Origin of the sequence: Paenibacillus hunanensis (genome assembly GCF_034055775.1) — a bacterium.
GTDB classification, from domain to species: domain Bacteria; phylum Bacillota; class Bacilli; order Paenibacillales; family Paenibacillaceae; genus Saccharibacillus; species Saccharibacillus hunanensis.
In genome coordinates, this window is sequence record NZ_CP139194.1 from 2,778,486 (window position 1) to 2,804,910 (window position 26,425).

General features: G+C 45.1%; 19 protein-coding genes. 16 read left to right on the plus strand and 3 right to left on the minus strand.

The genetic code is table 11. The features are described from left to right. Window positions 1-123: 123 nt before the first annotated feature. The 14 genes from SK066_RS11290 (at window position 124) to SK066_RS11355 (ending at window position 18,245) form a co-directional block, all read left to right on the plus strand. Entirely contained in the window at window positions 124-1,839 is a 1,716-nt protein-coding gene (locus SK066_RS11290; RefSeq protein WP_320544724.1) for an NAD-dependent malic enzyme, read from the plus strand. Window positions 1,840-2,145: 306 nt separating this feature from the next. Continuing rightward, window positions 2,146-3,111, plus strand: a complete 966-nt coding sequence (locus SK066_RS11295) for an AEC family transporter (RefSeq protein ID WP_320544725.1) — start codon at window positions 2,146-2,148, stop codon at window positions 3,109-3,111. 476 nt (window positions 3,112-3,587) lie between these two features. After that, a complete protein-coding gene (locus tag SK066_RS11300) occupies window positions 3,588-4,073 on the plus strand; it encodes a GNAT family N-acetyltransferase (RefSeq protein WP_320544860.1) in 486 nt (161 codons plus the stop codon). 306 nt (window positions 4,074-4,379) lie between these two features. Next, window positions 4,380-5,510: an NAD(P)/FAD-dependent oxidoreductase gene (locus SK066_RS11305; RefSeq protein ID WP_188777511.1), complete on the plus strand. Its 1,131-nt coding sequence runs from the start codon at window positions 4,380-4,382 to the stop codon at window positions 5,508-5,510. After that, window positions 5,504-7,177, plus strand: coding sequence for a nucleoside recognition domain-containing protein (locus SK066_RS11310; RefSeq protein WP_320544726.1), 1,674 nt, complete (start codon window positions 5,504-5,506; stop codon window positions 7,175-7,177). Before SK066_RS11305 ends, SK066_RS11310 begins: the two co-directional genes overlap by 7 nt. Window positions 7,178-7,235: 58 nt before the next feature. After that, on the plus strand, window positions 7,236-7,628 hold the full coding sequence (locus tag SK066_RS11315) for a DUF3024 domain-containing protein (protein ID WP_188777509.1): 393 nt from the start codon (window positions 7,236-7,238) through the stop codon (window positions 7,626-7,628). A gap of 53 nt (window positions 7,629-7,681) precedes the next feature. Further along, window positions 7,682-8,695 (plus strand): CobW family GTP-binding protein, encoded by a 1,014-nt coding sequence (locus tag SK066_RS11320; RefSeq protein WP_320544727.1) that lies wholly within the window; start codon window positions 7,682-7,684, stop codon window positions 8,693-8,695. A 53-nt stretch (window positions 8,696-8,748) separates the two neighbouring features. Beyond that, the gene (folE2, locus tag SK066_RS11325; RefSeq protein WP_320544728.1) at window positions 8,749-9,660 is read left to right on the plus strand and encodes a GTP cyclohydrolase FolE2; all 912 of its coding nucleotides are present in this window, start codon (window positions 8,749-8,751) and stop codon (window positions 9,658-9,660) included. Between the two features lie 35 nt (window positions 9,661-9,695). Continuing rightward, window positions 9,696-10,433 carry an MBL fold metallo-hydrolase gene (locus SK066_RS11330; protein ID WP_320544729.1) on the plus strand — a complete coding sequence of 246 codons (738 nt, stop codon included), beginning with the start codon at window positions 9,696-9,698 and terminating at the stop codon, window positions 10,431-10,433. 345 nt (window positions 10,434-10,778) lie between these two features. Next, window positions 10,779-11,954, plus strand: a complete 1,176-nt coding sequence (locus SK066_RS11335; RefSeq protein ID WP_188777503.1) for a sensor histidine kinase — start codon at window positions 10,779-10,781, stop codon at window positions 11,952-11,954. A gap of 9 nt (window positions 11,955-11,963) precedes the next feature. Continuing rightward, window positions 11,964-12,632 (plus strand): response regulator transcription factor, encoded by a 669-nt coding sequence (locus tag SK066_RS11340; RefSeq protein WP_320544730.1) that lies wholly within the window; start codon window positions 11,964-11,966, stop codon window positions 12,630-12,632. Between the two features lie 175 nt (window positions 12,633-12,807). After that, entirely contained in the window at window positions 12,808-14,358 is a 1,551-nt protein-coding gene (locus tag SK066_RS11345; protein WP_188777499.1) for an efflux RND transporter periplasmic adaptor subunit, read from the plus strand. Next, the gene (locus tag SK066_RS11350) at window positions 14,355-17,480 is read left to right on the plus strand and encodes an efflux RND transporter permease subunit (protein ID WP_320544731.1); all 3,126 of its coding nucleotides are present in this window, start codon (window positions 14,355-14,357) and stop codon (window positions 17,478-17,480) included. The genes SK066_RS11345 and SK066_RS11350 overlap by 4 nt, the downstream gene beginning before the upstream one ends. A gap of 72 nt (window positions 17,481-17,552) precedes the next feature. Then, window positions 17,553-18,245, plus strand: a complete 693-nt coding sequence (locus tag SK066_RS11355; protein ID WP_320544732.1) for a hypothetical protein — start codon at window positions 17,553-17,555, stop codon at window positions 18,243-18,245. Window positions 18,246-18,496: 251 nt separating this feature from the next. On the opposite strand, the gene cyoE is transcribed toward SK066_RS11355, so the two are convergent. Together cyoE and SK066_RS11365 are read right to left on the minus strand one after the other, a co-directional pair. Next, entirely contained in the window at window positions 18,497-19,429 is a 933-nt protein-coding gene (gene cyoE / locus SK066_RS11360; protein WP_188777493.1) for a heme o synthase, read from the minus strand. Between the two features lie 1,299 nt (window positions 19,430-20,728). After that, window positions 20,729-22,003, minus strand: coding sequence for an MDR family MFS transporter (locus SK066_RS11365; protein WP_407673820.1), 1,275 nt, complete (start codon window positions 22,001-22,003; stop codon window positions 20,729-20,731). A gap of 228 nt (window positions 22,004-22,231) precedes the next feature. Here SK066_RS11365 and SK066_RS11370 point away from each other — a divergent pair, with 228 nt between their 5' ends. After that, complete coding sequence (locus SK066_RS11370; protein WP_320544734.1) at window positions 22,232-24,016, plus strand: ABC transporter substrate-binding protein; 1,785 nt, start codon at window positions 22,232-22,234, stop codon at window positions 24,014-24,016. A 352-nt stretch (window positions 24,017-24,368) separates the two neighbouring features. Beyond that, entirely contained in the window at window positions 24,369-24,884 is a 516-nt protein-coding gene (locus SK066_RS11375; RefSeq protein WP_188777484.1) for a hypothetical protein, read from the plus strand. A 397-nt stretch (window positions 24,885-25,281) separates the two neighbouring features. Here SK066_RS11375 and SK066_RS11380 read toward each other — a convergent pair whose 3' ends face one another. Next, entirely contained in the window at window positions 25,282-26,334 is a 1,053-nt protein-coding gene (locus SK066_RS11380; RefSeq protein ID WP_188777482.1) for an NAD(P)-dependent alcohol dehydrogenase, read from the minus strand. Between the last annotated feature and the right edge of the window lie 91 nt (window positions 26,335-26,425).

Below are 26,425 nucleotides of genomic sequence, written 5' to 3' on the forward strand. Positions count from 1 at the left end.
AGAAAATGTTCAAATTTATCCTTTACAATATGTCAAAATGAGACTATTATAGTAACTGTGATTGATGGTTGTTTACGAAAAGTAATTAAATATTCAAAAAAGTAAGAAAGAAGGCTGTTAACTATGAACGCTTTTTATCTTGATAATGATGGATCGCTGAGAACGGTATTGCGTGGTAAAGATGTACTCGCCAATCCAATTTTGAACAAAGGCGTAGCATTTTCAGAAGCAGAGCGTAAGGCGCTCGAATTGAACGGAATCCTGCCACCAACGATTTTAACGATTGAAGAGCAGGCGAAACGTGCTTACGAACAGTTCCAAAATGAATCGAGCAATCTGCGTAAAAACATTATGCTGGATGACCTGTCGAATCGAAATGTCGTGCTGTACTATCGCTTGCTGAGCGAGCATCTGAGTGAGATGCTGCCAATCGTGTACACACCGACTGTCGGTCAGTCGATTCAGGAATATAGCCAGCACTACCATAAGCCAGGCGGCGTCTATCTCTCGATTGACAACATGGACGGAATCGAAGAAGCGTTCCGTAATAGCGGAATTAACCCTGGCGATATTGATCTGATCGTAGCAACGGATTCGGAAAGTATCCTCGGAATCGGAGACTGGGGCGTAGGCGGTATTAATATCGCAATCGGTAAACTGGCTGTGTACACAGCAGCAGCAGGTATCAACCCTGGGCGTGTATTGCCAGTTGTACTGGATGCAGGCACGAACAATGAGAAGCTATTAAACGATCCAATGTATGTAGGTAACCGCCATGAACGGATTCGCGGTGAACGCTATGAGCAATTTATCGATCGTTATGTACAAACGGCACTCAAGCTGTTCCCGAATGTATTACTGCATTGGGAAGACTTTGGTAATGTGAATGCACGTAATATCATTAATAAATACGGTGAGCATATGCTGACATTTAATGATGATATTCAAGGTACAGGTGCTGTAACTCTCGCAGCGGTTATGTCTGGGGTACAGGTTAGTGGTACACCACTTCGTGACCACCGTGTACTGATCTTTGGACCAGGAGCTGCCGGTATCGGTAATGCTGATCAGATTCGAGATGCGATGGTTACGGAAGGTCTGACACAGGAAGAGGCAGAGCGTCGCTTCTGGGCATATGACTATCGTGGTCTGCTGACGGATGAAACCGAAGGTGTACTGGGCTTCCAGCAACCGTATCTACGTCCTGCGGCAGAGGTTCGTGATTTTGCAACTGATGCTGACGGTAAGATCAGCCTGCTCGAAGTGATCAAACAGGTGAAACCAACGATCCTGCTTGGTACATCCGGCGTTACTGGTGCATTCAGCGAAGAGGTTATCAAAGAAATGGTGAAGCATGTAGAGCGTCCAATCATCATGCCAATGTCTAATCCAACACCACTGGCTGAAGCGACACCTGCTGATCTGTTGAAATGGACAGATGGCAAAGCGCTAATCGCTACAGGTAGCCCATTTGAACCGGTTGAATATAATGGTGTCACTTATGAGATCGGTCAATCGAACAATGCATTTGTATTCCCTGGACTGGGACTCGGAGCAATTGTAACGAAGGCAAAAGTATTCACAAAAGGCATGTTCACTGCGGCAGCCGATGCGGTTGCACATGCAGTGGATTCTTCCGCACCAGGTGCATCCCTGTTGCCACACGTTCGTGATCTGCAATCCGTATCATTTGCAGTAGCGGTTGCTGTTGCGAAAGCAGCCGTAGAAGATGGTGTAGCACGCTATTCACCGGAAGATGTAGAGGATGCAGTACGTAATGCAATGTGGCATCCTGTCTATCGTGAGATCAAGCCAGAGCAATTGACTCCGGTAGGCTAAGATTAAGGTAAAAGCTTCATACGATGAACGTAACGGTTCAATAGAAGTAAAGTTTCAATAAGAAGTATTGTGAATTACCAGGATAGATCGCTACGGCTGCTTATCACGCAGCACTGAGGAGAATGAATGATAGATTCGGCTATGGACTTGGCGATCTATCTTTATATAGAAGGAACACGTTTCGATTGTAATCATGCATACGGCTTACACTAAAAGGGCTGCTCATCCATCAGGACGAGCAGCCGCCCTTTTCGGGGCACTACCTGCACGTCGTTTTGCGCAACATGAAGATGGAGGTCCTGTATCATGTCAGTTGGTCATATTTTTGTGATTTTAATTCCGATTTTCTTTGTCATTATTCTTGGATTTTTGGGTGGACATTTTAAAGTATTCAGTCCAGCTTCTTCCAAAGGCTTGAACACACTCGTTACCAAATTCGCGCTTCCAGCGCACCTATTCATCGGCATTACAACGACAAGCAAGCAAACGCTGATCGAGAAATGGCCTTTTTTTATGACGATGTTTTTGGGTATTATTGGTTTTTATGTCATTATGCTGTTGATCATGCGACTCGTATTCCGCATGGATTTGAATACATCGTCGATCTTCTCCCTGAACTCCACCCAGCCATCATTCGCCTTTATGGGGATTCCGGTACTGGGCAGTCTGTTCGGAGCAGCAGAGGTCGCTATTCCGATTGCCATTACCGGTATTGTCGTCAATGCATTGCTTGATCCAATCGCAACGATCGTCAGCTCGGTTGGTAAAAAGACACAGGCAAGCAGCCAGCAGGACGGAGAGCATCAGAATCTGTTCAAGCTAACCATTCACTCCATTTTGCACGGTTTACGTGAGCCACTTGCCTGTGTTCCATTGATCGGCGTTGTTCTGACACTGCTCGGCTTCCATGCACCACAGCTGTTGCAGGATTCACTGGATCAAATCGGTGATATCACATCCGGTGCCGCATTGTTCGCAATCGGTGTTACCATTGGTCTGAACCGTATCAAACTGAGCGGAAGTGCAATCAGCATCTCTGTACTCAAAGTTATCGGCCTGCCACTGCTGACACTTGCTTTTGCTGCTATGCTGGGACTGTCCAGTGATGATGTAACGATGGCGGTATTGCTCGTATCGTTCCCAGGCTCTGCTGTAGCTGCCATGATTGCGACACGCTTTGAAACACTGGAGGTCGAAACGGCATCTTCATTCGTACTTAGCTCCATTTTATCGTTGATTTCACTGCCAATTTTGATCTCATTATTGCTCTAATCGTTGGTAGTTGGAACGAGTATGAAGACAGCCACAGAGAGATTGCATTCTAAACAAATGGCATCCTATCGCCATATACTTTGAATTTAAACTATATAAATTGCAAGTATAACGCGCTGTATGACCGGATTAATACGATGAATAAGCTTCATTTAGATGAAAAGAATATGGATTGATATGGAACAAATATTGATGCTCTTACTTGCTGTACCTGTTCATCCATGTCAATATAATAGAAAGGCTGCTGCAACGGATCGTCATTAGGCGATAGCGAGTAGCAGTCTTTTTTGTATTATCGAAATCTGGATGGGAGCGATATTATATATCATCAGCTGCTTGTAGGATAAAAGGGCGCTCGAATTAGCTAATCGGAGCATATGGAGCATATATAGATAACTAATTCTGAAATGTCCTTATTGTACTGAAGCATAATAGATAAAAGAGGAGCGTGCTGTACATTGGAAAATACGGTTCACATGATGACATTCCCAGCAAAAGCGGCAACAGCATGGCAAGCTCGTGTTGCCGACATGATCGTACATATTCAGCAGGAGGAATACAGAATTCCGATCACACGAGAACAGCAGCCCGATCTACAGGATATTAGAGGCTTTTACCAGCATGGGAACGGTAACTTCTGGATTGCCTATATGGGGGAGCAGGTTGTAGGTACGATTGCCTTACTGGATATCGGTGAGCAGCAGGTTGCCCTCCGTAAAATGTTTGTACATCAGGATTATCGTGGTAAAGCATGGGGCGTATCTCATGCACTGCTGACACAGGCGCTCGAATGGGCACGGGAGCGAGGTGTGCAGGATATTTACCTGGGTACAACTCCACAATTCAAGGCAGCTCATCGCTTTTATGAAAAGAATGGATTCGCTGAGGTGGAGCAAGAGAGCTTACCAGAGAGTTTTCCTGTAATGCAGGTGGATAAAAAGTTTTATCGCTATGCTATTTAGGTTCGCTCTTTATTTAGAAGTGAGATAACAATAAAGCATGATTGGATATGAATATGTAGCATCAGGTATATGTAATATTAGGAAAGTTTCCATGTTGCCAACGCAGCAGGGAAACTTTTTTTTATTGTTATTTTTATCGGATCTGTTTTGTATATCATTCCAATAGCGTAATGCTCATGCTAGCGACATCCTGCATAACGTTTGTGCTTATAGATTCACCTGTAGAAATGTTGACAAACTTTTAGCAGAAGATTATATTATTAATCATTAATCGTAATTATTACGATTAATGAGGAGTGAAAAAGTATGAAGAAACGATGGGATTGTCTGATTATCGGTGCAGGTGCTGCCGGTATCGGTATAGGAACGGTACTGAAGGAGCTTGGATTACAGCATTATGCTATTTTGGAGCGACATTCGATTGGTGCATCCTTTGGTATGTGGCCTGATGAGATGCGTTTGATCACGCCTTCATTCACAAGCAATGCGTACGGCATGCTTGATCTTAATGCAGTTGCTTTAAATACTTCACCTGCCTACACACTAAATACAGAGCATCCTACAGGTCAGGAATACGCGAAATACTTGCAAGCATTAAGCGATTATCATGAATTGCCCGTACATTGCGGTATAGAGGTGACTGAGGTACAGCAGGAAGCGGATGGATTCTGTGTGACGACGAGCACAGGGGATTGGCATGCACGCTTTGTCATCTGGGCAGCAGGCGAATTCCAATATCCCCGCTTGGATGCGATTCCCGGCAGTGAGTACGCTATTCATAATAGTCAGGTTACAAGCTGGGCAGCGCTGGAGGGAGAGCAGGTGGTAGTGATTGGCGGATATGAGAGCGGAACAGACGCCGCTATCCACCTGAGCCGATCAGGGAAAAAAGTAACGATGCTGGATCGACGTTCGCGCTTGCTCGACAAAGGCAGTAGTGATCCAAGTATGGAGCTGAGTCCCTACACAAAGGATCGTCTGCGACAGGAAATTCAATATGGGCGTATCTCATTCATCGGCGGTTGCGAAGTGCAGTGGATAGAGCCAGAACCAAATGGTGGATACAACATCTATTGTGAAGATGATCATGGTAAGCAGCATGTGATCCATAGCGAAGCGACCCCGATTCTAGCGACAGGCTTCAGTGGCAGTCTGCACCTGATTGAGCATTTAATACAGCGGAGCGGGAATGGAGCAGTGAAGCTAGGGCCAGCGGACGAATCTCTGATTACACCAGGCTTATTCGTTAGCGGTCCCAGTGTCATGCATGATCAATTGATGTTTTGCTTTATTTATAAATTCCGGCAACGCTTTGCTGTTATCGCGCATCGGATCGGTACATTGCTCCAGTATGATGTGTCTCGGCTGGAGCATTATCGCCGTGAGGGCATGTTCCTTGATGATCTGTCCTGCTGTCAGGAGAACTGCACATGCTGAACGAACGACAGAACCAGCCAACTACGCCGCGTGCGGTGGTGCTGATTGGTCTGGAATCAACGGGTAAGTCTGCACTATTTCGCAGTTTAAGTGGGATGGATACAGGTGCAGAGTCGAATTTTCGAGGCTCGACGGTTACGGTACGTCGTACAGACATGATCATACCCACATCACAATCGAGTGTGGAACTGGTCGATACGCCAGGTATTCGTGTTCAGGATGATAGCCTGACAACAGAGCTGGCCTTGAATATGCTAGGTCAAAGTGACATCGTCCTACTCATCGTTCGTGCTACGCATGCTGCTCGTGAGCTACCGTTACTGTTGAAGATGCTCGACTTGATTGGAAAAAATATCGTCCTTATACTTACCTTTGCTGATCGGGCGAGTACGCTAGTAGAGGCTTACACAACCCACTATCGGCAAATGTTAGGCATTTCTGTACTCGCGGTCGATTCACGGCAACTGGATATAACGACAAGAGGTACACTTTTACAGGCGATAGATATGGCGCGTCCTATGAAACGAAAGCCAGTACTAACAGAGCCACCGGTGGAAGAGATCAAGGAGGCACAGATCACCTGGTTTGAGCATACGACATGGGGAAGAACGGTATCGGTCATTGCCTTACTGCTGCTATTTGCTGTACCGGTATTTCTCGCTTATGTATTATCCGGCTGGCTACAGCCCTTAGCCGATCATTGGTTGCTCGATCCGTTACGTAATCTCACTTTACAGCTTCCTGACTGGTTGAAAACTATGCTTCTGGGTAGCTATGGTGTACTCAGTCTCGGTATCTACTCCTTTATCTGGGCATTTCCAGTCGTACTGTTCGTTGGACTTAGCGTAGCATTGACCGAAGAAAGTGGGCTGAAAGATCGTATTACCGATTCTCTGGATGGGTGGATGAGACGGATCGGGCTGAATGGACGGGATCTTATTCCGGTACTGAGTGGGTTTGGCTGCAATGTGGTTGCTGTATTTCAAAGCCGTACATGTAGCCGCTGCACACGGCGCGCTTGCGTGTCGCTTATTGCCTTTGGCTCTGCATGCAGCTACCAGATCGGTGCCAGTCTATCGATCTTTAGCTCTGGTGGACGGCCGTGGTTATTTCTGCCTTATCTGCTGATCCTCGTGCTGGTAGGTGCGACTCATACACGGTTGTGGAACAGGCAGTCGTCTAACTTGCAGTCTGTTGTGGTTGGGCGCACATTTTTGCAGTGGCCATCACTGCGAGCGGTGCGCTGGCGTTTGCATGCGGTACTCAAGCAATTTTTAACACAGGCGATGCCGATTTTCCTCCTGATCTGTGTAGGAGCGAGCTTACTGCAATGGAGCGGCATATTGGATCGACTCACAAAGGGAATTGCACCCTTATTGTCTTTATTTGGACTTCCCCATCAGGCGACAGCCGGAATTTTGTTTTCTATACTGCGCAAGGATGGCTTGTTAGTGCTGAATCAGGACGGAGGGCAATGGCTGGTACAGCTGAGTGGAGGGCAACTGCTTGTACTTGTCTATCTCGCTTCCACTTTGACCGCATGTCTTGTTACCCTGTGGACGATCTCAAGGGAGCTTGGAGTCGGATTTGCATTAAAGCTTGCGGGTCGGCAATTACTAACTTCGTTAATAAGCACATGGCTGATTGCCGTGATTGTGATCGCATGAACAGCATAAAGCATAACAAATTAACGCAGACATAAGAGAGCAGATTGGAGGAGCTGTAATGACATTGGACACCTTTACCATTCGCCGAATTCAGCAGATTATGGATGGCTATATCGATGCCAAGGTGCCGGCTTCGATGCGAACTGCGGTACAGCTCGTGTATGAATTAGAGCTGGATGGATTGATTCTATCGGAGCTTCGTCCCTCTGAATCGTTACGTGGCTGGGAGCGAACCGAGTTTGCCTGTCTGCGTTGCCAATCGGATGGCTGCTGGCATGTGTATGCTCGTAAAAATAAGCTATCTGCGCAGGAACCCCCATTATGGAATGCAGTAACCGAAGCGGGTGGGCAGCGTGATTTCGAGCTACAGCTGCAATATGTGGAAGAAGATCCGCTGGAGCTGTTCTGGCCTGATTGGCAGGCACATGATGAGCAGGAGGATTACGTATAGCATGATCGTCATGCGTACGTGCTGAAGATTCATCTGGCAAAGGAGGTAGAACGATGAATGAAATCGATGATCCACGCATTCCGGTAACTATTGTGACTGGCTTTCTCGGTGCAGGCAAAACAACGTTGTTAAATCATCTATTAACCTCAGATCACGGGCAGAAGATCGCAGTGATCGTAAATGAGTTTGGCGAGATCGGAATTGATCATGAATTAATCGTTGGCGCTGATGATGAGATTATCGAGATGAACAATGGCTGTATTTGCTGTACAGTACGCGGTGATCTGGTGAGGATTGCCTTACAGCTATTGGATCGCAAATTCAGTATGAAAGGGCAAGCCTACAATTTTGATCGGATTGTAATTGAGACGACTGGTCTGGCTGATCCCGGCCCCGTTATTCAAACTTTTCTTGCGGAAGAGCTGCTTGCTCAATTTTTCAAAATGGATGCGGTCGTTACGCTTGTGGATGCGTGTCACGCCCATCTGCATCTGAATCAAGGACCGGAAGCGCAGGCACAGGTTGCTTTTGCTGATATTCTACTATTGAACAAGTCGGATCTGGTTACAGTAGAAGAACGAACGGCGCTCGAAGCACGTCTACGTCATATGAATGTGTCAGCGCCGATCTATCATACCTGTCAATCTACACTGGATGTTCGTTATGTGCTAGATGTGAATGCATTTGATCTGAACCATAAGCTGGAGATTCGTCCGAATCTGCTACATGCTCATCATCACCATCATGAAGATCATGTGCACTCTATCATATTGCAGGACGAGCGTCCAGTGCAATTACAGAAGATCAATCGCTTTATGGATGAGTGGCTGGTTAATCATGCGGAGGATACGTATCGCTATAAAGGTATTATCCATGTGGATCAGGTGGATCGGCGTGTCGTATTCCAGGGTGTGCATATGATGCTGGGCATCAATACCGATCTCAACTGGCGCGATGACGAGCAACGGCTAACTCGAATCGTCATTATTGGCAAAAATCTGGACGAAGCCTGGTTTCAGCAACGGTTTGCAGAATGTATCGTGGAGTCAACAGAGTCGACATTGTGAACTACGATATAACAATAATCATTTGAATTTATAACTAAAGGAGTCCTACAACGATGCAGCAAGATTGGCAGCACGAATCCCTTTGGCCGGACAAATCGGCGAGATTAAAGCTATTTGGTTCGATTCCATCTGTAGCTGGAGAAAAACCGATAGAGGCGGAAGGGATGCAAGATTTGCAAAATTCACACCATAATTTTCTGTTTGCTCTGGATCAAGTGGGGATTGGCAATCTTCGTTATCCACTTATTGTCCTCTCGACGTTGTCTCCATCCAAGATGACGACGACAGCCCGATTTCACCTTACGACTTCATTATCCCAACAATCGCGAGGAATTAATATGAGCAGGTTGACCGAGCAACTGGAGCTAGCACGTCAGCATGGATTAAGCGATCGATTCGAGGATTTGAGCACATTAACCCGAAGTCTGGCACAGCATATGCAACAAGAACAGGCGAAGCTAGTGGTCGAGTATGATTGGTATTATGAACGTCAGGCACCACGTAGTGGTCATATTGGACTCAACCATGCTGTTGCCAGATTAGAATTATCTTATTCTACAGATCATTCCTTGCATGTTAAAGCTACGCTTGAAGTGCAGATTACAACACTGTGTCCTTGCTCTCGTGATATTAGTGAATACAGTGCACATAATCAGCGTGGACGGATAACGATGGAGATTACTCCTAAACACGGCTTGCTTCCAGACAATTGGAAGGAGCGCTTGCTTGAGGTGGCAGAGAGTAATGCAAGCAGCATTCCGTATCCGGTGCTAAAGCGTCCGGATGAAAAATATATTACGGAGCAAGCTTATGAGAATGCACGCTTTGTAGAGGATATATTACGCCTTAATGCTGCCGATCTGTACGAGTCAGAGTGGATTGAGAGCTTCACGATCCACTGTCGCAATGAGGAATCGATTCATCAGCATGATGCCATAGGTAGCGTCAGCTATTGCAGAGAATAAGCCTGCGGTATGGAACGAGGAGTGTGACACCATAGATGAAAAAAATAAGTGAACAGGTAATGTTGCTGGAGCTGGAAATGGAATTTATGGGTAGAGACAGTATCATTCATCCGCTGCTTTTATTGGATAAGGGCTACACGATGCTGATTGATGCCGGATTGCCCGGACAGTATGAGCAATTAAGTGATGAGCTAAAGGCAGCAGGCACTGCTCCAGAATTGCTCGATTCGGTGCTATTCACGCATCAGGATCTGGATCATATCGGCTGCTTACCGGAATTGGATGCTACTAATCGTTATGCGACCTTCTATGCGCACGAGGAAGACGCTCCATACATACGTGGAGAGCGCCCGCTTTTAAAAAATAACGTCGTTCCCTGGCAATCGCAACTGACGCAGCTACCACATGGTCGGATTGATCGTTATCTCAGCCATAGACAGCAGTTCTATATCGCAGGTGGGATGGAGGTTATTCACACACCGGGTCATACTTCCGGGCATGTATGCCTTTTACTACGACAGGAGCGTGCTTTAATTGCAGGGGATATCGTATTTTATATCGATGATGAGCTGGTGCTACCACCTGTAGAACTGACAGAGGATTTGCCAGCAGCCATGCATTCGCTGGAGCAGCTGCTGAGCTATGACTTTGATACATTGATCTGTTATCACGGTGGTGTCTGTCATGATGCACAGGCTCGTTTGCGGCGGTTGGTAGAGCAATCACCTGTGCAACGCAGGCTGCACAATGGGTCATATCCGGCTGGTAGTTAGAATAGCGCGACTAATAAAACAATCGAATTGAAGTTCCTGTTAGATATATGAGGAATACATGGCGTATACAAAAGCTTTACAATAGACAACCCAATAGTAGGGGGATTTGGCATTATGGTCTACCTCAAAAAACAGTCGTTTTCATAAGGGACGGCTGTTTTTTGTGATGTTTTATCTTTTATACATATTCCAATATCCTTCTTCTTCTCATCCTATATCATGCAGGAGATTAAGGGTAAATTGAATGCAAGGTACAAGCACAACTGACCAAAGGGCATACCCAAAGGTACAATATGCTATTGCTCACACCTGATATAATGGAATGACAGGTGAAAGGGTGAAATTATGCAGAATAGTCATCATTTTTCGGGGATCGCCCGTGAAGCCCGAAAGATTACAACATTATGGATCTTTATTATTCAAATTGGTATTGGTATTATCTCCACTTCACTCCAGCAGAAGCCACTATACACTGCGCTACTTATGCTGCTTTTGTTACTATTTATGGGCATGAACTGGATTTTTGATCGTATCCCGCAAAAGTGGCTGTGGATTTATTTTACGGTACAAGTGTTGCTGAGTGTGTCGATTATATGCTTTTCTCATTACGGCTATGCGCTGGCACAACTTGGCTTGTATCCTCTTCTGGCAGGTCAATTTCTGTATGCTTATTATGATAAGGTCAAAATGTTTTTTTTCCTTGCGCTTGGTTATGTGCTTGTGCTCTGGTATACGTTATCAATCGACAATGGAGCCAATCTTGCAATTTCGTTATCGCTTGTGACGGTTATGAATATTATCGTAATTAGCATTGTGAATCTAATGCTACGTCAATATTATGCACGCGAACGCACACAGAACTTTTTGGATGAATTGGAAAAGGCGCACCGGCAGGTCGAGGAGTTAACCGTTACGAATGAACGACAACGGATGGCACGTGATTTGCATGATACTTTAGCACAGGGGCTGGTCGGTATTATTATGCAGCTTGAAGCGATTCATGTACATTTAGGTAAAGGCAATACAGAACGCGCGTATGAAATTGTCTCGTCTTCTATGGATAATGCACGAATCACGCTAGCTGAAGCGCGTGAAGTTATTGATAATTTGCGCTGGGAGTCAGCGAATGAGACTGATTTTGCTTATATGCTGCAAAACGAGGTAACTCGTTTTCAAACGGCTACTGGGATGGCAGTGCAGTCGGATATTACTATTCCTTACGAACTTTCGCCATTACAAATCGAACATAGTCTGCACATTGTGCGTGAATGTCTGACAAATATTGCCCGTCATGCTCAGGCTCAGCATGTAACATTGTCGCTTGGCTCTGTAGACGAGCAGCTAGTCATCCGCGTTACTGATGATGGCCGAGGATTGGATAGCGCGCAGATCGGTAAGCATTCGGGACATTACGGCTTGCTAGGGATTCGTGAACGTGTGCGAATCATGGATGGACAATTTAACATTATACCGAATAAGCCGAAAGGCACCATTATAGAGGTTAACATTCCGCTCAGATAGGAGGGTCATATGAAATATAATGTACTGATCGTCGATGATCATTTTGTTGTAAGAGAAGGACTGAAGCTCATTTTGGAAACGAGTGATGAATATCAAGTGGTCGGCGAAGCAGAGAATGGCCAGATAGCCGTGGAACTAGCACTGGAGTTACAGCCTGATGTAATTCTGATGGATCTGAATATGCCAGTTATGGATGGGTTGGAAGCGATGGAGAAGCTGCAACAGCAGCAGTGTATGATTCCAGTAGTTATCCTGACCACATACAATGAGGACGACCTGATGATCAAAGGGCTAGCGATGGGAGCGAAAGGGTATTTATTGAAGGATTCTAAACGTGAACATCTATTCCGCACACTCGATTCGGCTATCCGTGGTGAAACATTGCTACAACCCGAAATTATGCAAACTGTATTTCAAGCGCGCAGCAAAGCTGTATCGTCTACACCGACTCGAACATCCAGTCAGTCAGGCTATTCTGCTGTATTGCTATCTAATCGGGAAAAAATTGTATTACAGGCGATTGCTCATGGACACCGTAGCAAAGATATTGCCTTTGATATGGGCATTTCCGAACGAACGGTCAAAGCGCATCTAACGAATATTTATAATAAGCTTGGCGTGGATTCGCGAGCACAAGCGGTCGCTTTTGCGATTGAAAAGGGTATCGTACATTTATGATTATTATGTAATTATGATGAATTAGCTTGCATGCAAGTTCTTCATTCTGCCCTTTTGGGCAAACGGGCAAAAAAAGGGCAATTGCACGTATGGACGATTCGCCTGGTAGATGATTTTGCTAGTCTGTAGACAGGGGTACAGACGATATAAATCATTACAGGAGGATACGACACGTATGAGCAAAAAATGGCCGATGGCCTTCACATCCGCATTATGCATACTGGCACTGGCAGCATGTTCAAGTGAGCCAGCAGCAGTGCAATCGACAACAAGCACGGTACAGATCATGACGGTGAAAAAGCAACCGCTAAACACGAGTTATGATCTGTCCGGTACATTGGAAGCGTATGAGCAGACACCTGTCTCTTTTCAAACGGCAGGTACAGTCACTCAAATTAACAAAGAAATTGGAGATAACGTAAGCAAAGGTGAGGTCATCGCAAGGCTGGATACTGCGGACTTGCAATTGGCGTTACAAAATGCACAGGAAGATGTGTCTGCTGCCTCAGCATCGTTAGCGAGTGCGAGAGCATCGCTTAGCGATGCAAAGGCTGGACAGCAATCTGCCAGAGCAGGCGTTGCTTCCGCACAGGCGAAGCTGGAAAGTGCGCGTATTGGCGAACAGGATGTACAATCAGGTGCACGCTCACAGGAGCTGGCTCAAGCGCAAAATGCAGTCGCGCAAGCCCAAACGGCTTATAACCAGGCAAAAACAGAGGCGGCTCGTTCGCAAACTCTGCTGGATAACGGATTAATGACACAGCAGGATTATGAAAAAGCGCAGACCGCACTTTCCGATGCGCAGGCTACGTTAAATGATGCTCAGCAAAAATTGTCGCTCACTCGTGAAGGGGCAAGCGCAGCGGATCGTGCCAAAGCCGCTTCAGCTGTAAAAGAAGCACAGGTTGGTATCCAGAGCGCTCAGGCAAGTGTAGAACAGGCGAACGCAGGAGTAAGTAAAGCGAATGCCGGTGTACAGCAATCGCAGGCAGCCTATGATCAGAAAGTTGTCGCTGTAGAAACCGCAAGGCTGAATCTATCGCGTGCAAGTATGAAGGCACCGGCTTCAGGAACCATTTTACAAAAAAATCTATCCATTGGTCAGTCGGTCAGTGCGGGTGGAGGAGCAGGCAGTAATGGTAGCTCACCTCTATTTTTAATTGGTAACATCAATAAACTGAAGGTACAGCTACCGGTTGCCGATAGCGACATTTTGAAATGGAAAATAGGTCAGCAGGTTAGTGTGCAATTGTATGATGAAGTGCGCACAGGCAAAGTAAGTAAGCTCAGTCCGCAGACGAATGAGAAAACAGGTTCTATTAACGTGGAAGTCGTGATCGATAATCCACAACGAAGCTGGAAACCAGGTCAGGTCGTACAAGCTTCACGCCAGGTTTCTACCGCAGAGGGAATGCTCGTTCCAGTGACAGCAGTCATTAGCTCGGGTAATCAGCCCCATGTATTCAAGGCTGTAAATGGCAAGGCAGTACAAACGAACGTGAAGCTGGGTAAAGTTTACAATAACCAGTATGAGATCATCAGCGGGCTGAAGATTGGTGATAAAGTGGTCACTACCGGTGCGGATCGTCTATTTAACGGTGATCAGCTAACGGTCGAACAAGGGATAGAGCAAGGAAGTGATGTAGCCCCTACAATAGAAACCAATGCACAGCCAGACAATCCTGCAACGACTGTTAACACAGAGGATGCGGGGGCTACGCAATGATTCAATACTTTGTGAAAAAGCGTAAAATCACCATCCTGTTCTTCATCATGTTAATCGTTGTCGGTATAGCCCAGCTCAGTCAGTTACCCAAACAGCTTATGCCTGACGTTATTATCAAAACAGCTACGGTTACGACTACGTATGCCGGCGCGACACCGGAATTGATGGAAAAGACCGTTACCGAAGTACTGGAACAGAAGATCAAGGAAGTAACGAATCTGAAAAAAATCACGTCCACCTCCAGCAACGGTGTATCCAGTATCGTGGTGCAAGCTGAGGATGATGCGAATGCAACGGATACATGGAACGAATTGCGACGTAAAGTGGAGGATGCACAGGCGGAATTACCTGCTGATGCCGATACACCTGTCGTTAATGACAATCTCACGCAATCCTTTGTCAAATCGTATGTCATTTACAGCCAGGATAAGCAGAATCTATATGCGCTTAACGACCTGATGACGACATGGCAAAGTCAGTTACGTTCCGTTCCGGGTATTACAAAAGTAGCAATTGCCGGAATTCCAGAGCAGCAAGTACGTATTCAATTGAATATGTCCAAATTGCAGCAATATGGTATTACGTGGGAGCGAGTACAGCAGGCGATACAAGGTGAAAATAACCGCATTCCCACTGGTAATTTAACCTACGATGATCGCACGTATCAGATTACAGTCGACAAGTCGACTGATTACAATCAGCTCAAAACGATTGTAATCTCTCAAAATGATGATCAAATCCCTGTTTATTTGCAGGATGTTGCTACAATCGCAATGGGCAAAGAGACTGAAAGTCATGTGAGCTATTACAATGGCAGTCCAGCAATTTCCATCGATATTAGCAGTCAAACGGGCTCCGACGTACCTACAATGGAGCAACGTTTGGATGCCAAGATGACTTCATTGGAAAAAACACTGCCAGATAAGGTGAAGCTGGAGCCACTGTTTGCTCAAAATAATGAAGTGGATCGCATTTTCAAAGACTTGATCAAGGAAATGCTCATTGCCATTGCAGCTGTTATTTTGATCTGTACACTTGGGATGAACTGGTTGACTGCGGGGTTTGTCGCGCTAGCGATTCCAATCTCGATTGCACTGGGTTTGATTTTTTTACCTGGCATGGGTATTTCGCTTAACCAGATTACGATTGTTGGTTTGATTATCGTGCTTGGCATTCTGGTGGATGATGCGGTCGTCGTTAATGACAATATTGAGCGCAGGCTGTCCACGTTAGGTGAGAGTCCAACCGATGCCGCTGTGAAAGGAACGAAGGAAGTCGCTGTGTCGATTATTACAGCGACGCTTGCAACCATTTCTGCCTTTGTACCGCTCATGCTGTTGCAGGGTGACATGGGTTCGTTTATACGGCCTATTCCGACCGTCATCTCACTCTGTATGCTGGCATCCATGATTATGTCGTTAACGATCATCCCGATTTTTAGACAATGGTATGAAGAGCGACAGCTGGAAAGAGGCAATCGTCATCATGATCGTCCGGCTGGATTGTTAGGTCGGCAGATTCAAACGGTTAGCAACGGTTATGCGCATCGATTAATGCCGCGTGTTTTGCAAAAGCCACTGTTGATCGCATTGATCGGTCTTATCGTCAGCACGGGTATTTATGGGCTGGCAGCAGTCACGCCTGTTGAACTGTTCCCCACTTCAGAAGATCCGCGTATTACCGTCAATGTATCCTTGCCATCTGGAACTTCATTGCAAGCGACGGATAAAGTTACCGGACAAATTGCAGCGTGGGTACGCAAGCAGCCTGATGTTGAACGAACAGCTTATGCAGCTGGTGGTGGAGCGCCACTACTCTTTAGTGGACTTGGTGACAGTTCCGGTGGTGGAGTGAATAATGGTCAGATTCTAGTTACCGGTAAAGCAGGCATGGATATAGACACAATTACAGAGCAGTGGTCTAACCAATTAAAACAACAATTTCCGGGTATCGAAATATCGGTAAAAGGAGCCGCGCTTGGCGTATCTGTCGGTAAGCCGGTATCCATTCGTATTGCTGGCGACAATCTGGAGGAGCTGCGCAAATTGACCAATAGTGTCAAGCAGATCATTAGTGAAACGCCAGGCACGTATGGTATTACCGATACGATGGGCAATGATAATTATGCACTTGATTTTGTTGTTAATAAGCAGGCGATGGATCGCTACGGGGTGAGTTACAAGGATCTTACCCAGACGCTATTAATGATGGGGAGCGGCATTAATGTGGGTGATCTGGATAACGGTCAGCATCTGGTCGATATCAAGTTATATATGAACGATGCCCAGTCCTCCAGTCCAGCGAAGCTGTTGCAACAGGTGAATGTTACGAACGGCAATGGTACACAGGTTCCACTCTCACAACTGGTGCAGATGAAGCCCGGCTTTACGATTCAACAAATTAATCGTTACGATCTGCAACGTGTAAATACGATTGAAGCCGATGTGAATGGACGCACTGCAACTGAGGTAATGGCAGATATGAAGCCTAAGCTAGAACAGATGAATGTTCCTGAGGGCTACACCTGGACAATCGGCGGTGAAACATCCGATCAAGCCGATACATTTGGTGATCTGGGACAGCTATTTGTAGTTGCTGTATTTATGATTTTCATTCTAATCGTGATTCAATTTTATTCCCTATCGATTCCGTTTATTATTATGACTACAGTCTATCTGGCGGCGGCCGGTGCGGTATTAGGACTATTCATTACACGAACGCCTATAGGCTTTATGGCGATTATGGGCATTATTGCACTGGCGGGTATTGTCGTGCGAAATGGTATTGTATTGATCGAATTTATTGAAGATGCAAGGCATGAAGGGATGGAACTGAAAGAGGCGGTCATTCAGGCGGCTTCGGCACGTTTTCGCCCGATTCTGTTAACATCATTAACAGCTATCGTGGGCATGATTCCAATTGCTACAATTGGGGAGCTATTGTTCCGTCCGCTTGGCGTCGTTATTATTTTTGGACTGATCTTCTCTACTGTTCTAACACTGTTTGTTGTGCCATCGCTGTATATGGTTGTAGCGCAGTGGAAGGAAAAGCGACAATGGCGTAAAGAGGAACGTAAACAGCAGCGTATAGATAAGCATAAACAGCAAGGATCTGTACTTTAAAGGATCTATATTTTAATTGAAGGAGACAGAATTATTCTGTCTCCTTATTTACAAATCAGAGGGAGTGAAAGCATGAAGACATCCGATCAATCCTTCATATCATCCCCAGCAAATCAACACAAAGTAAAACAATACGAAATACCACCATCATCGATTAAAGAAATCGAGCGAATGATTTTCCATCTCTATACAGATGAATTCTACCCCACAACATCCTCTAAAATGCAGCTTTTGATCCGATCGTACATGACGCTTATGAAGCGGCAACAGATGGATCTGGTAGCAAGCAGCAGTAACAATAATGATGAAACTTGCTCCACTAAGGCGGATCACTCAATCGAACACAAAGACAGGTTCGAATACTGGCTCAGTCAATTACTGCTAGAGATGCTTCAAATCGCCATAAAGGAACAGGTAGATGTTGGAAATTACAGAGGAAAAGATGGAGAAGATGCGAGAATAAGTGTGCCCCCGTTCAGAAGGGACTCTTTAATTATCCATATTGCGAACTTCCAGTCTCTATTGTCTTCATCTACAAATCATCTGTTGGATCTTGCTTTAAAGCGCATCACTCGTTCATATGAACTAAAAAGCAGGCTCTGTAACCAGCCGCTTGCACCTATGGTTAAGTACATGCGCTGGCAGATGCTAATGAGTAGAGAAGAGATGCAGATAAGCTCTACGCAACGTGTACTGCTCGTGCAGTTATGGCTTGACTATATAGAGAAGCATCCACAGCTACTTCAAATGTGGCTATATCATTAAGCTGGTCTCTGTACAGCACATACCTATCGTGAATGCTGCTTGGCTTCCTGCTAAGTGTTCCAATAGATGTTCAAGCATTTGCTTACTAAGTTGATCAAAATTATAGGAGGCACAATTATACAAAAAAGGTTCACTGAGCGCCGCGCTCGGTGAACCTTTTTTCATTGCCCAGATGCATTATAGTATATCGTGCACATTATAGATTCCGTTCGATAATGAAGGGGATCGAATAGGCTACATTTTTAAAATGATTATCTCAACCACTGTGCGATCAGTGAGAAGGCGATGATAATCAGGAACAGCAGTGTAATATGATTCAAGGAGAAAATGAACATTTTCTTCGCCCAGCTATTCACGTCTGCTTCAGTGCCTGCTTTGCTGTAGCTACGGAAGCTGAATACGAGCCAGGACAGGCTGAGCAGGAAGGCAACGCCTGCAATGTACGGGCTAAGTGGCCAGAACATCAGACTCGATAGTACGAGCAGTACGAGATAGAAGTTCGTTTGTGCATACGTGCGTTTCAGACCTTTAACGACTGGAAGCATTGGCACGCTTGCTGCTTTGTACTCATCGAAGCGACGAATCGCAATCGCGTAAAAGTGAGGCATTTGCCACAGCAACATCGTTACAACCAGTGCCCAGATTTCCCAGTGTCCAAGATCGCTGGATACCGCTGCCCACCCGATCAATGGAGGAACTGCACCAGATAGGCTACCTACCTCAGTATTATAGATCGTTGTGCGCTTCGTCCACATAGTGTAAGGCACGACATACAGGAACAATCCAAGGAAGCCAAACAGTGCAGCCATCGGAGAACTCATGTACAGTAAAGCAATCCCGATCAGTGCCATAGTTGTACCGATTGCTAGACCGTTCGGCGCGTCCATTTTACCTGTTACCGTTGGACGTGTTTTGGTTCGTTCCATAATCGCATCGATATCACGATCATATAGATTATTGAACGCCCCAGCAGAGCCGATGACGAGCGAGGAGCCCACAAATGCTAAAATGATCGCACCGATATGCTCAAAAAAAGATAAATTAAACACATAAATAGCCATGCTCAATCCGGCAAACATCGCAATCAGGTTAGATTTGATGATCCCCGTTTTGATGGTCGCAAAGAAGATGGCAGTAAACGAATTCGCCTGCATAGGTACAGCTTGACCAGTTTGATTTTTCATCTCTATATATGTCACCCGTTTCAGTATTTGATATGTGTCCATCATACCATTTATAAGGTATAAACACGCGATGTAAATGACGTTTTTTAAAATTACGCCATGAATTTGTGAAAACTTTATAACGATTTTCACAAAGGTATAGGAATATTTGTGAAAATATGCCTAAACATTGATTCCACATCAAGATAAATATATACCTAATAGAATAGAAAATCCAGCAAATCGTGTGAAAAATAATGGATGGGTGCGAATGTTCATTGCGAAATTGAGGCTAATATGATGTTAGTAAGACATTTACTTCCCAAAAATCATTTTACTTTTGGTTGAACCACGTGCCAAGAAAGCACTAGCACAATAAGTTGTCCGTACCCTTACTTCCCTGTCTCCGTTATGGGCTTACTACATCATTCATTAATTCAAAACATTAAAAACTAACTTCTAAATCAATAATAGATGCAATATATTGTATGGTGATCATACAATGCCAAGGTAAATGGCAGACCTCTATTTAATAACTCGAAATACTACAATATAAACATAGTATCAACATATAATTAGTACATTGAGAATACATGTATGGTCGTAGATATGTGTATTATATTTTCAGCACCTTAGTATATTCGTGATCAACAAGAGGTTTGTATCGACACAAGTTATAGATTTATTATGCTAATAAGAGCACTTATCAAGTTGACCATATTCTCAATATATACTCGAAAATCAAAGAATAGACTGCTTGAAGGGATAAACTACATAATGGAAATAGACAGGCGTAGTTAGGCGAACGATGTTATTTAGAGGGAAATTAATTTTGAAAGAATAATAGTTAATAAGTGGTGAACAATGGAACATAGTTAACTTTTCCAAAATCATTTTTTATTAGATCCGGTACCAGTAGATTGCTAATCCTGTAAGTGGTCAATAGGTATACATATATCCATCTAAAATTATCGTGAAAAAATTCGCTATAAACATAATAATGGCGCTTTATTTTGTGTATAGGTTTATAGTTTTGTTCTATTCTATATGATGCGACCCGTACAGAACGAAGGGAAGGAAATAAGGGGAAAGGACTCCTTTGGAGGGGCGGGAATCTTCATTCTTTCCCCATTCCAAAAGATTCCCGCGGCTCCACCCGAGTCCGTCCCCTTATTCCTTCCCGAAGTGGTGTATATCAAAAAGCATAAGTCACTTCTCCAACGCCCAAATTCTTCTAAATTTCTGTTCTAATGCTTCCCAAGCACGACACTCAATTCACGCTAATATTCACCCAGCAACCTAGCTAAACGAAAAGCTCCATTAACCTCCAACAGCTTTTTCCACAACCATATTCCGCTCAGCCGCATCAGCTTCTGCCTGCTGATCACGAATCGTCAAGCGACGATGAGCGATTAATAGGAAGGGTAGACCCACCAGCGTAAGTAGAGCAAGCGGTGTGAATACGTGAATACCACCCTGTAATGCTACACGATCAATAAGCAAACCACCAACAACTGGAGCAACCATCGTACCAATATTGTTAAAGCCCATTGTGCCAAAATACGTACCTTTCCATCCCGCAGGAGCAATATGGTCGATCAGCATATCGGTCATCGTAAACATGAGCACTTCCCCCACGGTGAAGATGAACACACCGATCATAAATACAGCCAGGTTATGTGCCATACCGAAGATCATCAAGGACAGCGCCACAAGGATATTTCCTATGATCAATGGAACGATCGGACGGAAACGTCTTGCTGTACGCACTAGCGGATATTGAACAATAAGTACAACGACCGCATTCATCGCAAGCATATAGGAAAATATTTTACTACCATTACTGAGATCTGGTGTAATCGCTAGAAATTGGGCTAGCGTGGAATCAAAATGCGCATACCCAAGCACGCAAAAGATCATACCGATCAGTACAGGCAGGAAAATGCGGTCAGACGATGTCACCCGTAATGCTTCCCGAATATTCGGTCGGGCAACATTATCCGTAGTATGGCTTTGTAGCTTATCGATTGGATGCAAACGGAATTGCAAGACGAGTACAAAGCTATACAGCACGTACACCGCACCCGTAATGTAAAACGGAAACGTCGAAGCACCTGAGCCAAGCTGAAGTCCGATCAAGGGGCCAAATACCACGCCGATATTAATCGCAGCATACCGCATATTGAAGACGAGTAAGCGATGTTCCGGTGGTGTTGTATCGGAGAGCAGCGCGCGTGCAGCGGGCTCGAATGTGGAGCGGCATATTCCGTTCAGTATATTGACGACAAAGAACATCCATACATACTGCGCCGATGCAAAACCGAAAAAGACGAGTGACCAGCCAAATACAGATACGAGCATGACGCGCTTGCGTCCAATGCGGTCAGAGATATAGCCGCCATAAAAGCTGAACAGTACACCAGCGAGTGCACTACCTGCAATAATGAGTCCGGTCTGCGTAGCAGGAACATGCAGTGCTGAGGTCAAGTAGATGGCGAGAAATGGAATGCTCATGGAAGTGACAAGCCTGCCGAACATGGTACCGACAATGATCGTCCAGGCGAGTGGGTGGATGGTGGCTAGATTTTTGGCAATCATGTTGAACACTCCTTATATTTTACAAAACGTCAATCAAGTTGTTATCATTGTAAAAAGATAAAAGGAGAAGAAAAAGAGAAGACTTTTTTATGTGATCTTCCCCTTTTCATTTTTCTCCTATTAGATCGTTGAGATTTTGATGAACATAGGCTATAGGTGCTAGTATGATGGACTCTTTATCGGTCAAAGGAGATATAGGATAAAGCTTGCAGAAAGGATATCATTATGGAACATGATATGATTCAATATTTGCAGCTCTATGAGCGCTTGAACAAAGAGCACGAGTCAGGCTCTACATGTAGCGTCACGATTGCGGAGCTGGCAGACCTGTTATGCTGTACACCACGCAATGTCAAGCTGATTATACGCAGATTGGAAGCGCATGGATGGATCGTATGGCAACCCGGACGGGGACGAGGAAACAGTTCACGTTTGCAGTTTCTATGCTCCAATGGAGACATGCTTGAAGAACGCATTCAGCACTTACTTCATCGAGACAAGGTAAAAGAAGCGCTTGATCTGGTGAGTGCCTTTGAGGGTGATGAGCATGTGCGAGAGCGCTTGTCTCAGCGGATCAATATCTATCTCGGCTTGCATCAGGAGCGAGAAGAGAGCAGCAGACAGGATGTGCTGCGTATGGTTCGTTATCGACCACTGGGAAAGCTGGATACTGTGCTTGTGTTCAGTGCGTTTGAAATTTTTCTGATGCGGCATATTTTTGATACGCTGGTCGCTTATGATTCGAAAACAGAGCAATTTATACCGAAGCTGGCTCATCTGTGGGAATGTAGCGATGATGGGACGGCGTGGACTTTTTATTTGCGTAAAGGTATTCGGTTTCATGATGGTCGACTGCTCACTTCCCATGATGTGCTTGCAACATTAGAGCGAGTTAAGCATAGAGGGGAAAATATCAGCTGGCTGTACCGGGATATAGGGAGCATGGAGCTACATGATGATTATGCATTCACTTTCCAACTGAAACGTCCTAATACGATGTTCTTACATCTTCTTTCCAATATTAATATGGCGATTGTGCCGGCACATGAGCAGGCAGAAGAAATTACGATCAATGGCACAGGGCCATTTCGTGTATCGGAATTAAATACGAGTAAAATGTCGCTAACTGCTTTTGACGGCTATTATGGGTATCGTCCGATTCTGGATCGTGTAGATGTATGGTTTTTACCGCAACAAGGAGGATCGCCTCGTTCGTATCGTATGTTAACTGGAACGGATGAGGAGGAGACAGAGCAGAGTAATAGTCGTCAGTTAACGCAGCCTGCACTTGGCGGCCGATATTTGCTGTTTAATATGCGTCTGCCTGGTGTACAGCATGATATTCATTTTCGTCGTGCCATACGACTGCTATATGATCGTCAGACGATGCAGGAAGAACTGCAAGGGGATCGCACCTCGCCAGCAGGCAGCTTTTTACCGTGGAAAAGCGTACAGCAAACGTTCGCACGCCACAGTCTGGAGGAAGCCAGAGAGCAGCTCGCTGCAAGCAGCTATAATGGCGAGACGCTCGTACTAAGCTTTACCTACAAAAGGGAAGATCGGTTGGAAGCGGAATGGATACAGCAACGTGCAGCAGCGATTGGTCTTCATTTGGAGCTGGAGGCGCAGGAGGATCGGCTTTTAACCGGAGGGCATATTGTGCTGGCGGTTGAGGTGCTGGAGGATGACTGGGAATGGGATTTGATTAACTTTTTCTCTAATGAGGTCAATCATCTACACTGTCTGTTAGATAAAGAGCAGCTTCAGGTGCTTCATACCATGCTGTATGATGTGATGCGTCATGAACGTGCCGAGCGCGAACATATTTTAGATCAAATGGAGCGTAAGCTACAGGAGGAGCACTGGCTACTGCTTGGCAACCACATTAACCAGCGAGCGTATTTTAACCGGAGCTTGAGTGGACTACATCTGGATTCGTTCGGCTTTCCGAATCTATCAACGATGTGGATTCGAGATACATTTTCTACAACCGATAAGAATACAAAATAGAAAAAACCGTTCAACCGATGTGAAATTTAAACAAAAATCGGGTAGATATAGGAGAAATAGACGATATTAATGATAAGAGACATGGAAAGCGTTAATCTACTGAATAAATATAGCGTCATTCTTATGAATAGATGATTTACGACTTTTATTGGTTGTTAGATGAATAAAAATGAACGCTTCATATTCTAAAAACAGGAATTTACGGTTAACAGGTCGAAAATATAACTAAGAAACTTAACTTAATCGATTTAAGAATTAAATATTATGAGGGCCGAGCCTATATATTCAAAGTCTAAGTCGTAGTCGAAGGTCGTTGTGGCTGCTCAACGTAAAGATCGGAGGAAGAAGAAAGATGATCTATTTTGTACGAAAAAGCGAAGTGGAACAACTTCCATCAGACCCAACTGCGCTGCAACATCGACTGCGACAGATGGTGGATCATAACGAAGCGATTAGTATCGATCGGATGCCTGTTGAGCTACAGCTAGACAGCCTACAGATGCTTATGGGCAATCCGGTATTCACACCTGTACTTGTGCAAGGAGAGCATGTGGAGCGATTTTTGCGTTCACCGCTTCGCGGCTATGCAAGTGAGGTGTATATGGAGTCGTTAGAGGTCGTAACAAATTATTTGCACGAGCTACAGGAGGAGATTGTTCGTGTATCCGATGTGCTCACCCGTTATCGTAAGGACGATGCTTCACATACGACAGAGCGAGAAAGTATACGTCAGATGCTGATCGATCTGGGTGAACGACGTGAGGTGCTCGCACTGGTGTTACAAAAAATGCGCAGCCGCATCGACGCTCAGATGAAAGAGGAAAAGGAACGAATGGCGCGTTACGAGCTGGATGGTGGACAAGTGTGATGGATGTGGGGGAGATCATAGCAGAGCTCTATGCACTGAGCTAGTGAAGCTTATACAATAAATGATTTATTTTTAATCATGATCCGTGTATAAGTCTAATGATCATAAATGATTATTAATTGCTGGCGTTCGTGTCATGCTATACGTAATGATAAAACGATAAAAAGCAGCTTCTTCACCTCATAAATCTCAGGTGAGAAGCTGCTTTTTTGACTGTAGATACAAGCTATGCAGTCATAGGCTGTATCATTATGCAAGTAACACAACGATAGATGTCGTGCGATTCTATACGCTGGAGACAGCTTGCGAAAAGTACTGTATGCAGTCATAGCTAAGCTATACAGCATAAACATCCTTTTCAGATGAAAACGATCACTTCATATTGACAAGCCCGCGCTTAATCCAGTGTAGCGATATCAATAACGAAGCGGTAACGTACATCACTCTTCAATACACGCTCGTACGCTTCATCCACCTGGTGAGCATGGATCACTTCGATCTTCGGTGCGATGCCGTGCTCAGCAGCGAAGTCCAGCATTTCCTGTGTTTCGGCAATGCCACCAACGAGTGAGCCAGCAATACTACGGCGACCCATGATGAGCGAGAATACATGATATTGATCCGCTTCAGCCGGAGCACCTACATTGACCAGCGTACCGTCTACACGCAGCAGAGACAGATATGCATCCACATTCAGGTTTGCCGATACCGTATTCAGAATCAGGTCGAATTGACCTGCTAGTTCTTTAAACGTATCTGCTTCCTCAGTGGAATAGTAGTGGTGTGCGCCCAGCTCCAGCGCTTCATCTTTTTTGCTTGCTGAACGGCTGAGTGCTGTTACTTCTGCTCCCAGTGCACGAGCAAATTGCAGCGCCAGGTGACCCAGACCACCAACACCGATCACGGCTACCTTTTTACCCGGCCCGATATTCCAGTGCTTGAGTGGTGAGTATGTCGTGATACCCGCACATAGTAGTGGACTGGCTACATCCATTTCCAGCTTGTCGGGAATACTCACAACAAAGCGATCTGTCACGACAATCTTCTGGCTATACCCGCCATAGGTAGGGGTACCGTCATATTCACGCGAGTTATACGTTTGTACAACGCCTTTGGTGCAATACTGCTCATCTCCACGCTGACAGTATTCGCATTCCCCACAGGAATCTACGAAGCAGCCTACGCCTACACGATCGCCTACAGCGAACTTGGTTACGTCGCTACCTACAGCTTCAACAATACCTGCAATCTCATGCCCCGGTACCATTGGGAAAATGCCGCCGCCCCATTCATCATACGCGCTATGAATATCAGAATGGCAAATGCCGCTGAATTTGATATCGATCAAAATATCATGCGGACGTAGCTCTCTACGCTCAATCGTTGTCTTTTCAAAAGGTGCCTTTGCATGTGATGCACTGAGTACTCGTGTTTGTACCATATTGCCCACTCCTCGTTTTTAAAGTATGTTTTCGAACCTCTACTAACTGACAAAGTGACATTAAGTTATGAATGAACACTTACTCATTTATTATATGCAA